The organism is Pseudomonas sp. AC172 (genome assembly GCF_979258595.1).
Map to the genome: position 1 here is coordinate 470,592 of NZ_OZ409868.1, position 15,343 is coordinate 485,934.

General features: G+C 59.0%; 15 protein-coding genes. 5 read left to right on the top strand and 10 right to left on the bottom strand.

Annotated elements, in window-relative coordinates:
• Window positions 1-68: 68 nt before the first annotated feature.
• Window positions 69-1,391 (bottom strand): putative porin, encoded by a 1,323-nt coding sequence (locus ACZ0A4_RS02305; protein WP_463572905.1) that lies wholly within the window; start codon window positions 1,389-1,391, stop codon window positions 69-71.
• A 283-nt stretch (window positions 1,392-1,674) separates the two neighbouring features.
• Here ACZ0A4_RS02305 and ACZ0A4_RS02310 point away from each other — a divergent pair, with 283 nt between their 5' ends.
• The gene (locus ACZ0A4_RS02310; protein ID WP_463572906.1) at window positions 1,675-2,799 is read left to right on the top strand and encodes a GNAT family N-acetyltransferase; all 1,125 of its coding nucleotides are present in this window, start codon (window positions 1,675-1,677) and stop codon (window positions 2,797-2,799) included.
• Between the two features lie 116 nt (window positions 2,800-2,915).
• Here the strand turns inward: ACZ0A4_RS02310 and aqpZ are convergent, their stop codons facing one another.
• From aqpZ to ACZ0A4_RS02335, 5 genes are all read right to left on the bottom strand, one after another.
• Entirely contained in the window at window positions 2,916-3,608 is a 693-nt protein-coding gene (aqpZ, locus tag ACZ0A4_RS02315) for an aquaporin Z (protein WP_463572908.1), read from the bottom strand.
• 295 nt (window positions 3,609-3,903) lie between these two features.
• Window positions 3,904-5,736: an ABC transporter ATP-binding protein gene (locus ACZ0A4_RS02320; protein WP_463572909.1), complete on the bottom strand. Its 1,833-nt coding sequence runs from the start codon at window positions 5,734-5,736 to the stop codon at window positions 3,904-3,906.
• A gap of 88 nt (window positions 5,737-5,824) precedes the next feature.
• The gene (locus ACZ0A4_RS02325; protein ID WP_463572910.1) at window positions 5,825-6,388 is read right to left on the bottom strand and encodes a peptidylprolyl isomerase; all 564 of its coding nucleotides are present in this window, start codon (window positions 6,386-6,388) and stop codon (window positions 5,825-5,827) included.
• A gap of 3 nt (window positions 6,389-6,391) precedes the next feature.
• Complete coding sequence (locus tag ACZ0A4_RS02330) at window positions 6,392-7,195, bottom strand: alpha/beta fold hydrolase (protein ID WP_463572911.1); 804 nt, start codon at window positions 7,193-7,195, stop codon at window positions 6,392-6,394.
• A 14-nt stretch (window positions 7,196-7,209) separates the two neighbouring features.
• Entirely contained in the window at window positions 7,210-8,133 is a 924-nt protein-coding gene (locus ACZ0A4_RS02335; protein ID WP_007914443.1) for a LysR family transcriptional regulator, read from the bottom strand.
• Window positions 8,134-8,182: 49 nt separating this feature from the next.
• Between ACZ0A4_RS02335 and ACZ0A4_RS02340 the strand changes: the two genes are divergently transcribed.
• The 3 genes from ACZ0A4_RS02340 to ACZ0A4_RS02350 all read left to right on the top strand — a co-directional run bounded on the left by ACZ0A4_RS02340 (window position 8,183) and on the right by ACZ0A4_RS02350 (window position 10,540).
• Window positions 8,183-8,497 (top strand): 3-phosphoglycerate kinase, encoded by a 315-nt coding sequence (locus tag ACZ0A4_RS02340; RefSeq protein ID WP_463572912.1) that lies wholly within the window; start codon window positions 8,183-8,185, stop codon window positions 8,495-8,497.
• A gap of 233 nt (window positions 8,498-8,730) precedes the next feature.
• On the top strand, window positions 8,731-9,333 hold the full coding sequence (locus tag ACZ0A4_RS02345; protein ID WP_463572913.1) for an FMN-dependent NADH-azoreductase: 603 nt from the start codon (window positions 8,731-8,733) through the stop codon (window positions 9,331-9,333).
• Window positions 9,334-9,673: 340 nt separating this feature from the next.
• A complete protein-coding gene (locus tag ACZ0A4_RS02350) occupies window positions 9,674-10,540 on the top strand; it encodes a carboxylate/amino acid/amine transporter (protein WP_463572914.1) in 867 nt (288 codons plus the stop codon).
• Window positions 10,541-10,646: 106 nt separating this feature from the next.
• Here ACZ0A4_RS02350 and ACZ0A4_RS02355 read toward each other — a convergent pair whose 3' ends face one another.
• Window positions 10,647-11,945, bottom strand: a complete 1,299-nt coding sequence (locus ACZ0A4_RS02355; RefSeq protein WP_463572916.1) for a mechanosensitive ion channel family protein — start codon at window positions 11,943-11,945, stop codon at window positions 10,647-10,649.
• Window positions 11,946-12,136: 191 nt separating this feature from the next.
• On the opposite strand from ACZ0A4_RS02355, the gene ACZ0A4_RS02360 reads away from it, so the two are divergent.
• Window positions 12,137-13,477: a DEAD/DEAH box helicase gene (locus ACZ0A4_RS02360; RefSeq protein WP_007914470.1), complete on the top strand. Its 1,341-nt coding sequence runs from the start codon at window positions 12,137-12,139 to the stop codon at window positions 13,475-13,477.
• A 54-nt stretch (window positions 13,478-13,531) separates the two neighbouring features.
• Here the strand turns inward: ACZ0A4_RS02360 and ACZ0A4_RS02365 are convergent, their stop codons facing one another.
• From ACZ0A4_RS02365 to ACZ0A4_RS02375, 3 genes are all read right to left on the bottom strand, one after another.
• Window positions 13,532-14,131 carry a hypothetical protein gene (locus tag ACZ0A4_RS02365; protein WP_463572917.1) on the bottom strand — a complete coding sequence of 200 codons (600 nt, stop codon included), beginning with the start codon at window positions 14,129-14,131 and terminating at the stop codon, window positions 13,532-13,534.
• Window positions 14,132-14,143: 12 nt separating this feature from the next.
• Complete coding sequence (locus tag ACZ0A4_RS02370) at window positions 14,144-14,728, bottom strand: papain-like cysteine protease family protein (RefSeq protein ID WP_463572918.1); 585 nt, start codon at window positions 14,726-14,728, stop codon at window positions 14,144-14,146.
• A 262-nt stretch (window positions 14,729-14,990) separates the two neighbouring features.
• On the bottom strand, window positions 14,991-15,266 hold the full coding sequence (locus ACZ0A4_RS02375) for a hypothetical protein (protein WP_463572919.1): 276 nt from the start codon (window positions 15,264-15,266) through the stop codon (window positions 14,991-14,993).
• Window positions 15,267-15,343 lie beyond the last annotated feature (77 nt).

Sequence of the window (15,343 nt, forward strand, 5' to 3'; positions counted from 1 at the left end):
CTTCGATCGGCAAATCGCAAGGGGAGCGGTGACTTGCAGCTTGTCGCTCGAAGCTTGTCGCTGTTTTCTTAGAACTTGGCTTCTGCATCCAGCTGCAGGGTGTTGGCGTCAGCGTCACGCTGGGTACGGCTGGCGAAGTCGGCCTTGGTCAGGAAGTACGTAGCGCCGATGGCGAAGTTCTTGTCGATGTCGTAACCGACCTTGAACTTGTGGCCACGCGAACCGGTGGTGCCGTTGGCGAAGTCGGAGTCGGTGAAGGCGCCGACCACGGCGTTGCGCTGCACGTCACGATAGTTGTAATCGAGGTTCAGGCCGAAGACTTTCGACTTGGCGCCCAACAGCCATGCAGTGTCCTGATCGGTGACGGCATCGTTGTTCTTCACGTACTGACCATAGAACGACAATGGCATCGGCAGACCGCCGATGTCGACCTGGCTGAACCCTTCATACAGACGGAATTCGTTGTTGGCCGAGTTGCCGTTGACCGCCAGTGCGCACGGTGTGGAAGTGCCGGTGCAGCGGCTGTCTTCGTCGTTCTGGTAGGCGTAGACGCTGCCGCCCACGGTTACTTTCAGGTTGTCGGTGATGTTGAAGCGGCTACCCAACTGGCCAGCGGTCAGACGCAGGTCGTGACGGAATTGCACGCCATCGCCGTCAACGTTGTCCTTGAGGTTGTAGTTACCCAGGCTGCCGAACAGTTCGGCGCTGCCGCCCAACGGGTATTTGTAAGTAACGGCCAGACCTTCCGGGTTGATGTCGCTATCCCAGATCACGTCGCCCATGCTGACCCACGGCTGAAGCATCTTGCCGCCGATGATGTGCAGGTTCTTGATCTGATCCGGGTGGTAGTCGATGTAACCCAGGTCGAGCCAGATCTGCTTCTTGTCGAAGTAGTTGTCCTGGTCCTGGTTGGTGGAGCGGGCATCGTCGCCGCCGCCGGTGGCGATACGGATGCCGGTGTCGACCTGCGGGTTGATCTCGGTGTAGGCACCCAGACGGGCACGAATACGCTGACGATCCTTGTCGCGGCCGCCGTTGTTCGGCTCGCCGTCGATCTTGATGGTTTCCTGACGGATACGCACATCGCCCTTGAATTGGGTCTTGGCCGCCCAGGCCAGTTTCTGGTCGAAGACGCTTTGTTCGTTGGTTTTCTTTGCAACAGCAGCGACTTGTTCGTTGGTCTCTTGCTGCGCCTGCTGCGCGATTTGCTGAGCCTTCTGATCCTTGGCCAGTTCAGTTTGCAGTTCTACGTACTGTGCCTGGGAAATGGAACCGTTAGCCTTGAGCATGTCGAGCAGTTTGGCGTCGACTGCAGCACTGGCCGGAACACTCATGGCCAGCAACAAGCCACCGCACAGGGCCGCCGCAGTTTTCGTGGAAGCAAGACGCATAGCAATCTCCGAAGATGAGAGGGGATGGCTGAACCATCCGGGGCACAACCGACGATTTGAACGTCGGAAAACAGTGTCCGGGTAGAACCCGGCGCTCTAAAAACAGGCGCCAGTATCGCGATGGTTTATGACAGAGCAGTGGCACAGTGATGGCAGGTTGATGACGATATCGATTCGCCCTGAACTATCGATCTAGAGCGCTGTCGGCCGATTGCGGGTGTGCAATGCCGCGCAATGGGCGATACTCGCCGGGCGCTGAAGTCCTGTTGTGGAGAGCTTTTTGATGCCGTTGCAACGCCTGCAAAACCTGTCGCAAATCCCTCCCGCAAGCTGGGATGCGCTGGTGCCTGAAAACCAGCCATTTCTGCGCCATGCCTTTCTCAGTGCGCTGGAGGACAGTGGCAGCGTTGGCCCCCACAGTGGCTGGCAGCCGGAGCATTTGCTGCACATCGAGGACGATCGTCTGATCGCCGCGTTACCCAGTTATCGCAAGTGGCACTCCTACGGCGAGTACGTGTTCGATCACGGCTGGGCCGACGCCTGCGCCCGCGCCGGCATTGACTACTACCCCAAGCTTTTGACCGCTGTGCCGTTCAGTCCGGTCAGCGGCCCGCGCCTGTTGGCAGCCAATGTCGAAGACGGTTTCGAGCTGCTCAAGAGCCTGCCCGGTTACCTGGAGATCGAAGGGCTTTCCAGCGCACACATCAATTTCACCGACGCTTTCACCGATGCTGCGATGGCCGAACAGCCTGGCTGGCTGCAGCGCATCGGCTGTCAGTATCACTGGCAGAATCGCGCGTATCGCGACTTCCAGGATTTCCTCGATGTGCTCAGTTCGCGCAAGCGCAAGCAGATGCGCAAGGAACGCGAGCAAGTGGCGGGACAGGGCTTTGAGTTTGAGTGGCTGGAGGGCCGCGAGCTGGGCGAGGCGCAGTGGGATTTTGTCTACGCCTGTTACGCCAATACCTACGCGGTGCGCCGTCAGACCCCGTATCTGACGCGGGAATTTTTCAGTCTGTTGGCCGAGCGCATGCCGGAAGCGATCCGCGTGGTGCTGGCCAAACAGGGCTCACGGCCGGTGGCGATGGCGTTCAGTCTGGTGGGTGGCGACAGTTTCTTCGGACGCTATTGGGGGTGTCTGGCGGAGTTTGATCGACTGCACTTCGAGACCTGTTTTTATCAGGGGATGGATTACGCGATTGCGCAGGGTTATCAGCGTTTCGATGCTGGCGCCCAAGGCGAGCACAAGCTGATTCGCGGGTTCGAACCGGTGATCACCCATTCATGGCACTACTTGCGGCATCCGGGGTTGAAAGCGGCGGTGAAGGATTTCCTGCAACAGGAGCGTGCAGGCATCCTCGCCTACGCCGAAGAAGCCAAAACAGCCTTGCCCTACCGTCAAGCCTAGATCCATTGTGGGAGCGAGCTTGCTCGCGAAAGCGGTGTTTCAGTGACATTGATATCAGCTGACACACCGCCTTCGCGAGCAAGCTCGCTCCCACATTTGTTTTGTGTATGCCGTGGCTACTCTTCTTTGCCCAGCCAGCGATAGATCCCGCCACCCACCACCGCGCCAATCAACGGCGCGACCCAGAACATCCACAACTGCGCAATCGCCCAGCCGCCGACCATCAGTGCCGGCCCGGTACTGCGCGCCGGATTCACCGAGGTGTTGGTCACCGGAATCGAGATCAGGTGAATCAGCGTCAGGCCCAGGCCGATGGCGATCGGGGCCAGCCCGGGAGGCGCGCGTTTATCGGTGGCGCCGAGGATGATGATGACAAACATCGCGGTCATCACAAGCTCGGTGACAAACCCTGCCGCCATCGAGTACTTGCCCGGCGAATGCTCGCCATAACCATTGGAAGCAAGACCTGTAGCGATATCGAAGCCTTCCTTGCCGTTGGCGATGTGGGCGATCAGCGCCGCCGCGAGAATCGCGCCGAGCACCTGCGCGATGATGTAGGCGGGTAACTCTTTGGCCGGAAACCGACCGCCGACGAACAGACCCACCGACACCGCCGGGTTGAGGTGACATCCACTGATGTGGCCAATGGCGAATGCCATGGTCAGCACCGTCAGACCAAACGCCAGGGCCACCCCCAGCACCCCGATTCCCAGCGGTGAAGACGCGGCGATCACCGCGCTGCCGCAACCACCCAATACTAACCAGAACGTACCCAACAACTCAGTGACTGAACGTTTGAACAGAGACATGAGAGGCGTCCTTGATAGCCCTGCTATCGAGACTGCATCGAGTTGTGCGTCCTTGCAGACTTACGACAGGCTCCGTTCCGGAACCTTGGCTGAGTACAGCAGGCTTTTACCGGATTTCCACCAGACACAAAAAAACCGCCAGCGCACGTGATTGGCGGGCTGTGGCGGTTTTTGGAGTTGTCGCATGTCCACTGTGGGAGCGAGCTTGCTCGCGAAAGCGGTGGATCAGCAACGCAAGTATCGACTGACACGGTGCCTTCGCGAGCAAGCTCGCTCCCACAGGGAGTATTGTGTATCAGTCGATGCCGACAAACCCTCCGGTCTGATGCGCCCACAACCGTGCATACAAACCACGGTGAGCGAGCAACTCGGCATGGGTGCCGCTCTCGGCGATCTTGCCGTTTTCCAGTACCACGAGCCGATCCATACGGGCGATGGTCGAGAGTCGGTGCGCAATCGCGATCACGGTTTTGCCCTGCATCAGGGTTTCCAGGCTTTCCTGAATCGCCGCTTCGACTTCCGAGTCCAGTGCCGAGGTCGCTTCGTCCATGATCAGGATCGGCGCGTCCTTGAGCAGCACTCGCGCAATCGCAATGCGCTGGCGCTGGCCACCGGACAGTTTCACCCCGCGCTCACCCACATGCGCATCGAAACCCGTGCGACCTTCAGCGTCCGACAGCAGCGGAATGAACTCATCGGCGCGCGCCTTGTGCACCGCGTCCCACAGCTCTGCATCAGTCGCATCCGGTTTGCCGTACAGCAAGTTGTCGCGGATCGAACGGTGCAGCAGGGAGGTGTCCTGGGTGATCATGCCGATCCGCGCCCGCAGGCTTTCCTGACCGACTTCGGCGATGTTCTGGCCGTCGATCATAATCCGTCCGCCTTCGACGTCGTACAGGCGCAGCAACAGGTTGACCAGCGTCGATTTACCCGCGCCGGAAGGCCCGATCAAACCGATTTTCTCGCCCGGTTTGATGTTCAGGTTGAGGTCGCCGATGATCCCGCGCTTCTTGCCGTAGTGAAAATCCACGTGCTCGAAACGCACTTCGCCACTGGCCACATTCAGCGGTTTGGCCTGCTCGTGATCGGTGACGCTGACCGGTTGCGAGATGGTGCGCAGACCGTCCTGGACCATGCCGATGTTTTCGAAAATGCCGGTGACCACCCACATGATCCAGCCGGACATGTTGACGATGCGAATCACCAGACCGGTGGCCAAGGCAATCGCCCCGACAGTGATCAGCGATTGCGTCCACAACCACAGCGCCAACGCCGTGGTGCCGACGATCAGCAAACCGTTCATGGCAGTGATTACCACGTCCATGCTGGTGACGACGCGGCCGGCCATTTGCGCTTTGACGGTCTGTTCTTCGATGGCTTCCTTGGCGTAGTGCTGTTCGAAATTGGTGTGGGCAAACAGCTTCAGCGTGGCGATGTTGGTGTAGCCGTCGACGATGCGGCCCATCAGTTTCGAGCGTGCGTCGGAGGCTTCCACCGAGCGGTCTTTCACCCGCGGTACGAAGTAATACAGCGCGCCGATGTAGGCGACGATCCACGTCAGCAGCGGGATCATCAGGCGCCAGTCGGCCTCGGCGAACAACACCAGCGAGCTGATTGCGTAGATCACCACATGCCACAGCGCATCCACCGCTTGTACCGCCGAATCACGCAGCGAGTTGCCAGTCTGCATGATGCGTTGGGCGATGCGCCCGGCGAAGTCGTTCTGGAAGAAATTCAGGCTCTGCTTGAGCACGTAGCTGTGGTTCTGCCAGCGAATCATGCTGGTCATGCCGGGACTTAACGTCTGGTGCACCAGCAAGTCATGCAGGCCGAAGAAGATCGGGCGCAGCACCAGGGCAACCACCAGCATCCACGTCAGTTCGAGGGCGTGGTCGCTGAAAAAATTCGGGTTAGGTGTGCCTTGGGCCAGGTCGATGATGCGGCTCAGGTAACTGAACAGCGCCACTTCGATCAGCGCGGCGAACAGGCCAACGACGAGCAGGGCGGCGAAACTCGGCCAGACCTGCTTGAGGTAATAGGTATAGAAGGGGAGAACGCGGTCCGGCGGAGACGCCGTCGGGGCTTCACGGAATATGTCGATCAGTTGTTCGAAACGGCGATAGAGCATCAGATAACCGCCCGGAGTACGGGCTCTCCTTTTATCGGTGTGAGCGGCGTGAGGTTAAATTCCCGCCGCTCGATACGCCCTGTACAGCTTAGTCGATGACTTTGGCCGACTTGATGATCACAGGGTCGGAAGGCACGTTTTGCATGCCTTGTTTGGTGGTTGTCGGCGAGTTGACGATGATGTCGACCACATCCATGCCTTTGACCACTTTGGCGAACACCGCGTAACCAGCGTCGCGGCCCGGGTCGAGGAAGTCGTTGTCCTTGACGTTGATGAAGAACTGGCTGGTGGCCGAGTCTGGATCGGAAGTACGTGCCATCGACAGGGTGCCACGAACGTTATGTAGACCATTGCTGGCTTCGTTCTTGATTGGCGCCTTGGTTTCTTTCTGCTGCATCTGCGGTGTGAAACCGCCGCCCTGAGCCATGAAACCCGGGATCACACGGTGAAAAATGGTGTTGGTGTAGAAACCGCTGTTCACGTAGTCGAGAAAGTTTTTGGTACTGATCGGCGCCTTGACCGGGTCCAGTTCGATTTCGATCTGGCCGTTGGTGGTGTCCAGCAGCACGTGCGGTGCTTTGGCCGGCGTGGCAGCCATCAGGTTGGCGGCAAACAGCACAGTACCAGCGGCGAGGGCGATTTTTTTCAGCATGGGTCAGTGATCCTGAGATTGAATATCGACTGCGGCGAGAAACTCCAGCAGCGTTTGATTGAAGCGTTCGGGTTGATCGAGCGGGGTGGCGTGGCGCGAATCGGCGATCACCACCAGCCGCGCATTCGGCAGCAGCTTTACATAGGTTTCTTTCAGTGCCACTGGTGTGTAATCACGGTCGGCGCTGATGACGAGCGTTGGACAGGTCACTCGGGAAAGTCGTTCCTGAACGCCCCAGCCAACAATTGCATCGAAGCTGGCGAGATAAGCACGTTTGTCGTTTTTTGCCCAGCGTTCGGCCATTTTCTGCCGCAGATCGGCCTGCTCGGGTTTCGGAAAAAGTTTGCCGCCAAGGGCCTTGCCGATGGTCGCGAGGCTGAGCACGCGCATCAGGCTCCAGCGTTTGAACCACTGCCAGTAGTCGTCGCGGCTGCGGATTTTGACCTCGGGCGCGCTGTTGACGATGGTCAGGCTTTTAAGCAATTGCGGCTGATCGACGCCAAACTGGAAACCGATCATGCCGCCCATCGATAGCCCGACGTAATGCACCGGGCCAAGATTCAGATGCTCGATCAGCGCTAGCATATCGGCACTGAAACCGGCAATGCTGTAGCGCTCGCGCGGTTTGTCCGAGCGGCCGTGGCCGCGAATATCCGGGACGATCACCCGAAAATGCGCGGCCAGGGCCGGGATCTGCATTTCCCAGTCCAGCGTGCTCGAACCGAGCCCGTGAACCAGCAGCAACGGCGTGCCGTGGCCATATTCCTCGTAGTGCAGGTTGAAACCTTCGTGCTCGAAATAGGCCATCGGTGAACTCCGTGTCAGGCTTGTTCTGGGGCGGCGAACGGCGCGTCCAGCGGCAAGGTGTCAAAGGTGCGCAGTAGTTCGATGAGGATTTGCGTAGCCGGGCCCAACGGTTTGTCTTTATTCGAATACAGATAAAAACTGGAGTTGCGGTTGCCACCCCTGTCCAACGGTAGCAGCTTGAGCGAGCCATCTTTCAGCTCGCGCTCGATCATGTGCCGTGGCAGCCAGGCAAAACCGAGGCCGCTGCTGACAAACGTAGCGGCCGTGGCAAGGCTACCAACGGTCCAGCGCTGTTCGGCGCCGAGCCAGCCGACGTCCCGTGGTTGCTGACGGCCGGAATCGCGGATCACCACCTGCATCTGGGTTTCCAGATCCTGAAAGCTCAGTTCGCGATTGAGACGATGCAGCGGGTGATCGGGGTGGGCGACGGCGACGAACTCGACGTCACTCAATTCCGCACCGAGGTAACCGGGAATGCTCAGGCCGGTGATGGCCAGATCAGCCACGCCTTCGAGCAGCACTTCTTCGACACCCGACAACACTTCCTCGCGCAGACGTACGCGGCAGCCGCGACTCTGCGGCATGAACGCGGTCAGCGCGCGAACGATCCGTGCGCTCGGATAGGCCGCATCGACCACCAACCGCACCTCGGCTTCCCAGCCTTGCTCCATGTGATGGGCGAGGTCTTCCAGTTGACTGGCCTGTTTCACCAGTTGCCGCGAGCGGCGCAGCAGCACGCCGCCGGCCTCAGTGAGTACGGCTTTACGCCCGTCGATGCGCAGCAACGGCACGCCGAGCTGGTCCTGCATACGGGCGACGGTGTAGCTCACCGACGATTGCGAACGGTGCAAGGCCTCGGCGGCCTGAGCGAATCCGCCGTGGTCGACCACGGCCTGCAATGTTCGCCATTGATCCAGGGTCACGCGGGGCGCTTTCATCAATAGCTCCTCTTGTCCTAAGCTGGCCGTCCCTCATGGAGACTGCCGAATGAAAAAATTCTGTTGTGTGGTGCTGGCGTTGCTTCCGCTGACTGCTTTTGCGTACCCGATCGATGTGCAGAAAGAGCTCAACGGCATGAAGATCGATTACGAGACCTTCGACACCGATAACGACATCGGCTCGATTCGGGTGGCCAACTACGGCGATGTCGATGCGACGTGCAAAGCGGTGTTCAGCAATGGCCCGGAAGCACCGCGCACCCGCACGATCGATGTACCGGCCGGCAAACACAAAAACGCCACGGCCAAGTTCACCCGCGAGATCATCAAGCTGCGCATCAAACTGAGCTGCACCCCGAAATAACACCGCGAACCCTTGTGGGAGCGAGCTTGCTCGCGAAAGCGGTGTTTCATTCAACAATGATGTCGACTGATACGGCCCAATTCGCGAGCAAGCTCGCTCCCACAGGGTATACGTCAACATCTAAACGAATTATTCGATGCTTTGCAGCAATTATTTGCGCTTTTTCATCGATTCAACTCTGTTTAACCTTCACTCCATCGACCTACAACATTCTCGGATGGAGGCTACACACCATGTCCCGCGTTCTGATCATCGAAAGCAGCGCCCGCCAGCAAGACTCGGTATCCCGTCAACTGACTCAGACCTTCATCAGTCAGTGGAAAGCGGCGCACCCTGCCGATCAGATCACCGTACGTGACCTCGCCGTAAATCCGGTGCCACACCTGGACATCAATTTGTTGGGCGGCTGGATGAAGCCTGCCGAGCAGCGCAACGCCAACGAGCAATCGTCGCTGGAGCGCTCCAACGAATTGACCGATGAACTGCTCGCCGCCGACGTGCTGGTCATGGCCGCGCCGATGTACAACTTCGCGATCCCTAGCACACTCAAGGCCTGGCTCGACCACGTGCTGCGTGCCGGAGTGACCTTCAAATACACCGAAACCGGCCCGCAAGGCTTGCTCAGCGGCAAACGGGCTTACGTGCTGACCGCTCGCGGCGGCATCTACGCCGGCGGCCCGGCGGATCATCAGGAACCCTACCTGCGTCAGGTCATGGGCTTCATCGGCATCAATGACGTGACGTTCATTCACGCCGAAGGTATGAACCTGGGTGGCGACTTCCAGGAGAAAGGCCTGAATCAGGCCAACGCCAAACTGTCCCAGGTTGCTTGGTAGGTTAATCGCCAGATAATCGCCGATTGTTTAAGTGACCTGGCGCAACCCCTTCAAGGCTCTACGCGCATCGAACCTCCCTTTGCACTTGTTGCTCCTGAGTGCTGTAGCCCGATTGAACGCTTTAGCGAGATCGGGCTTTTTTTTGCCTGGGATTCGTTGAATGTCATCAGATCCCTGTGGGAGCGAGCTTGCTCGCGAAAGCGATATTTCATTCAGAAACGATGTTTACTGACACGGCCTTCGCGAGCAAGCTCGCTCCCACAGGAATCGGTGTTGTCCTTGGGTTCGCGGTCTTGTGCAAAAACCGCTATCGTCGCCGCCATTCAAAACAGAGGCGAGCATGGGCTATCTACTTTTTGTCACGCTGATCCAGGCGTTTTCCTTCAGTTTGATCGGCGAATACCTGGCCGGTCACGTCGACAGTTATTTCGCGGTGCTGGTGCGCGTGGTGCTGGCGGGGCTGGTGTTCATTCCGTTGACCCGCTGGCGCTCGGTCGAGCCTTCGTTCATGCGCGGCATGCTACTGATCGGCGCCTTGCAGTTTGGCGTGACTTACGTCTGCCTGTACTTGAGCTTCCGCGTGCTGACGGTGCCGGAGGTGTTGCTGTTCACCATCCTCACGCCGCTGCACGTGACGTTGATCGAAGACGCGCTGAACCGACGCTTCAATCCATGGGCGCTGATTGCCGCGCTGGTGGCGGTGGGCGGGGCGGCGGTGATTCGTTTCGACAGCATCAGTCCGGACTTCTTCATGGGTTTCCTGCTGCTGCAACTGGCCAACTTCACCTACGCCGCAGGGCAGGTGATGTACAAGCATCTGGTGGCCAAGCACCCGAGCGATCTGCCGCATTACCGGCGTTTCGGCTTCTTCTATCTCGGCGCGCTGGCGGTGGTGCTGCCTGCATTCCTGATGTTCGGCAAAGCCAACTTCCTCCCGGAAGCACCGCTGCAGTGGGGCGTGTTGCTGTTCCTCGGCCTGGTCTCGACCGCGCTGGGCATGTACTGGTGGAACAAGGGCGCGTGCATGGTTAACGGTGGCACGCTGGCGGTGATGAACAATCTGCATGTGCCGGTGGGGTTGCTGCTGAATCTGCTGATCTGGAATCAGCATGAGGAACTGGGGCGGTTGTTCCTGGGTGGCAGCGTCATCCTCGCTGCGGTCTGGATCAGCCGGTTGGGCATCCGCAAATCTCCAGCCACCGCGTAGCCCCTGTGGGAGCGGGCCTGCTCGCGAAGGCGTTGGGTCAGATAAGTATGGGACGACTGACACATTGCATTCGCGAGCAGGCTCGCTCCCACATTTGATCTTTGGGTTACATCAGGTGTTTTTGCGGCTCGGGGATGCTCGCCGCGCCGAGCACCGCCGGCAGCAACCCGGAACGCAAATCCCCGCCACTCGGCTGCTGATACAGGCTCAGCCCGAACTCCGGCAGCACCGCCAGCAGATAATCGAAAATATCCCCCTGAATCCGCTCGTAATCGGCCCACACCGTGGTGCGGGTGAAGCAGTAAATTTCCAGCGGAATGCCCTGCGCCGTGGTCTGCATCTGCCGGACCATGCAGGTCATGTTCGGTTGAATCTCCGGATGACTCTTCAGATAGGCCAACGCATAGGCGCGAAAAGTACCGATATTGGTCATGCGCCGGCGGTTGGCCGACATCGCCGCAACATTGCCCTGGGCCTCGTTCCACGCCTTGAGCTCGGCTTTCTTGCGGCTCATGTAGTCAGTGAGCAGGTGCACCTGGGAGAGCTTTTCTTCCTCGTCATCGCGGATGAAACGCACGCCGCTGGCGTCGATGAACAGGCTGCGCTTGATCCGTCGGCCGCCCGATTGCTGCATGCCGCGCCAGTTCTTGAACGACTCGGACATCAGCCGCCAGGTCGGGATCGAAACGATGGTCTTGTCGAAGTTCTGCACCTTGACCGTGTGCAAGGTGATGTCGACCACGTCGCCGTCGGCACCGACCTGGGGCATTTCGATCCAGTCGCCGACCCGCAGCATGTCGTTGCTGGTCAATTGCACGCTGGCGACGAACGACAGCAGAGTGTCCTTGTAGACCAACAGAATCACCGCCGACATCGCACCCAGACCGGACAGCAGCAACAGCGGCGAGCGGTCGATCAACGTGGCGACGATGATGATCGCGCCGAACACGTACAAGACCATTTTCGCCAGTTGCACATAGCCTTTGATCGAACGCGTACGGGCGTGTTCGGTGCGTGCATAGATGTCGAGCAGGGCATTGAGCAGGGCGCTGACCGAGAGCAGCAGGAACAGAATGGTGAACGACAACGCCACATTGCCGAGGAAGGTCATGGCGGTCTTGCTTAGTTCCGGTACCAGGTGCAGGCCGAACTGAATGACCAGCGATGGCGTCATCTGCGCCAGGCGCTGAAACACCTTGTTGTGGCGAAAGTCATTGATCCAGTGCAGCGCAGGCTGGCGACCGAGCATGCGGCTGGCGTGCAGGATCAGGTAACGCGCCACTCGTCCGAGCACCAGCGCGAACACCAGCAGCAGCGTCAGGGCGAGGCCCGCCTGCAAAAGCGGATGTTGTTCGAGGGTGCCCCAGAGGTCCTGGGCGTTGAGCCAGAGCTGTTTGAAATCCATATGAGCAACGATTCTTCTGTAGGACGCGATAGGCGATTAGAGCATTTAAGACGCCGTGTATTACCGTTGGAGACAAATCGAGCAACAAAAAAGCCACTGATTACGTCCGTTTGTATAAAGAAACTCGGCCTGAGCGCTCGAAACCGGTAACCTATGCAGCTGTTTTTTTGCATATCTTCGAGGTAGCACCCGTGTTTTCCCAATTCGCCCTGCACGAACGCCTGCTTAAAGCTGTGGCCGAGCTGAAATTTGTCGAGCCAACGCCTGTGCAAGCCGCGGCCATCCCGCTGGCGCTCCAAGGGCGTGATCTGCGGGTGACGGCGCAAACCGGTAGCGGCAAAACCGCCGCTTTCGTTCTGCCAATCCTCAATCGCCTGATCGGCCCGGCCAAGGTCCGCGTCAGCATCAAGACGCTGATCCTGCTGCCGACCCGCGAGCTGGCCCAACAGACGTTGAAGGAAGTTGAGCGCTTTTCGCAGTTCACTTTCATCAAGTCCGGCCTGATCACTGGCGGTGAAGACTTCAAGGTCCAGGCCGCGATGCTGCGCAAGGTGCCGGACATCCTTATCGGCACCCCGGGCCGGATGATCGAGCAACTCAACGCCGGCAACCTCGACCTCAAAGAAGTCGAAGTGCTGGTGCTCGACGAAGCCGACCGCATGCTCGACATGGGTTTCGCCGAAGACGTCCAGCGTCTGGTCGACGAATGCCCGAACCGTCAGCAGACCATGCTGTTCTCCGCCACCACCGGTGGTTCCGGCCTGCGCGACATGATCGGCAAGGTGCTGAACAACCCTGAGCACCTGCAGCTCAACGCGGTCAGCCAACTGAACTCGACAACCCGTCAGCAAATCATCACCGCCGACCACAATCAGCACAAAGAGCAGATTGTGAACTGGCTGCTGGCCAACGAGACCTATCAGAAGGCCATCGTCTTCACCAACACCCGCGCCATGGCCGACCGCATCTACGGCCGCCTCGTGGCTCAGGAATACAAAGCGTTCGTGCTGCACGGCGAGAAAGACCAGAAGGATCGCAAACTGGCGATCGACCGTCTGAAGCAGGGCGGCGTGAAGATTCTGGTCGCTACCGACGTCGCGGCCCGTGGTCTGGACGTTGATGGTCTGGATCTGGTGATCAACTTCGACATGCCACGCAGCGGCGACGAATACGTGCACCGCATCGGTCGTACCGGTCGTGCCGGTAACGACGGTCTGGCGATCTCGCTGATCTGCCACGGCGACTGGAACCTGATGTCGAGCATCGAGCGCTACCTGAAGCAAAGCTTCGAGCGCCGCACCATCAAGGAAGTCAAAGGCACCTACGGTGGGCCGAAAAAGGTCAAGGCTTCGGGCAAAGCCGTCGGCGTGAAGAAGAAAAAGACTGACGCCAAGGGTGACAAGAAGAAAACTGCCGCCAAGACGCCGACCAAGCGCAAGAGCGCCAACCGTCCGAAGCCGGACTCGTTGGTGAGCAGCGACGGCATGGCGCCGCTCAAGCGCCGCAAGCCGGCCGAGCCAGCGGCTGAGTAAGTTTTCCAGGCGTGCATAAAAAAACCCGGACAATGTCCGGGTTTTTTTCGTCGATCAGTTGCCGAGCTGGCCACTGGTGTCGGCATCAAAGCGCCGCTTGGCCTGATCGGCCGCCGGCTTCAACTGCGCCAGCAACGCAGTTTCGCTGTACAACCCGGGACTCGCCAGTTCCTTGGGCGTCGGCTCGATCGGGATCAGCACATCTTCGCCATCGGCGTGCAGCCATATCGCCACAACGTGCAGCGCCGAGACAAACAACACACGCAGTTCGACGGTTTTACCCTTTAGCTGCGACGCCTGTTCCGCCAGTTTCAGCGCGCCGACGGTGGCGGCGGCAAGGTTGCCGTGATTGAGCGAGGCGAACTCAACATGCCCGCGCACCTCGGCCAACTGTGCATCGGCAATCGTCACGCCGTCGGCAAACACCAGGTAATGCCAGTCGCCGAGACGGGCATCTTTCAGACCTTTGCCGTGGCTCAGGTCTTCCAGATTCAGCGAGTAGCCGCGATAGGCCTCACTGAGGCTGATCTTCGCAGGTGCTGCGTTGGCGAATTGGCGATTAGCGCCAAAGCCCTGGGTTTGCAATGCAGCTTGCAGAGCCGGGCGCAAGGTCTGTACGCCGTTGGAAGGCGCCTTTGGATAAGTCAGTTGCATGATGTCGCCCTCCTAGTTTTTCACGGTGAAGTAGGTGTGAGTCCAATTGCCGCCGCCGTTGTAGGCGCGGGGGAACGCGTTCAGCGCACGGGTCGAATAGCCGTAGATCGAATCCGCCACCAGCACATAATCGCCATTGGTGCCGTAAATCGTCAGGAAGTGCGCACCGCCGCCGTACCATGCGCAGCGCAGGCCGACCGGGCGGCCCATGCTGATCTGGTTCTGAATGGCCGACATCTGCAGCGAACCCTGATTCATGCCGTTGTAGCTACGGGTGGTTTGCAGCGCCGAATCCAGATAGCCGTAGACGTTGCACGGCCCCGGCTGATTGCAGCAATTGCGGTCGAGCTGGGTGCTGGCCACGCCGCACTGGGTCCAGTTGCCGGTGCCGTAATAGTTGCCGACCGAGGCGGAAACGGCGGCCCAGCACCAGTTGGTCTGGGTCTGTTTCTGCATATTGAAGTTGAGGCTGCCGGCGGCGAGGGCGCTGAGCTGTTCAGCGGCCTCGACGTCGACCAGTTGCGGGTCGAGCAAATTGCTGACCAGGCACCTTGGCAAAGATTCGCCGGTGAATTGCGTTGCTTCTGTGGTTAACATTTTTCAATCCTCCATGAGTGAAAACAAGCGTCCAGCTTGTATGGGTGTTGCGGTGTCGCAGAGCGATCGGTATTCCAGGGGTGCCATGTCATATGGCGGGTTCCGATCTCGTTGCTCGATGTAACCGTAGTCATGGATATGCGTTAATGCAAATAAATTAATGCACAAATGCATTTTCAAGGGCGAAGGATCGTAGCCTTCGGCCGTTCCTGCAGGGATCGGTGTAGGAGCTGCCGCAGGCTGCGATCTTTTGATCTGGCTTTTAGCTTTCGGCTTTTTTCTCAGCCGTGCCCAACTCTTTCAACCGCTGATCAATCAACTGGCATTTATCCGGCAGGTCCGCACTGGCCGTACCCAGATCCATCTTCTGTAACTCGGCGTTGATCTCCTTGGCCTTGTCCGGATTCTGTTCGGTGAGCTTGGCGACCTCCTTGGCCAGTTGTTCGCGTTTGGCGGTGGCTTCTTCCGGCGTACAAGCCCAGACGGGCAGGGCGCAGGCAAGGGTGGTGGCGATCAATAGTGTGTTAAGGATTTTCATGGAGGACGGCCTCAGTTCCGGTCAAGGCGGGTTGATAGGTTGAGGGCTGCTGGCCTGGAAAAGTTCAGTGCAATGCA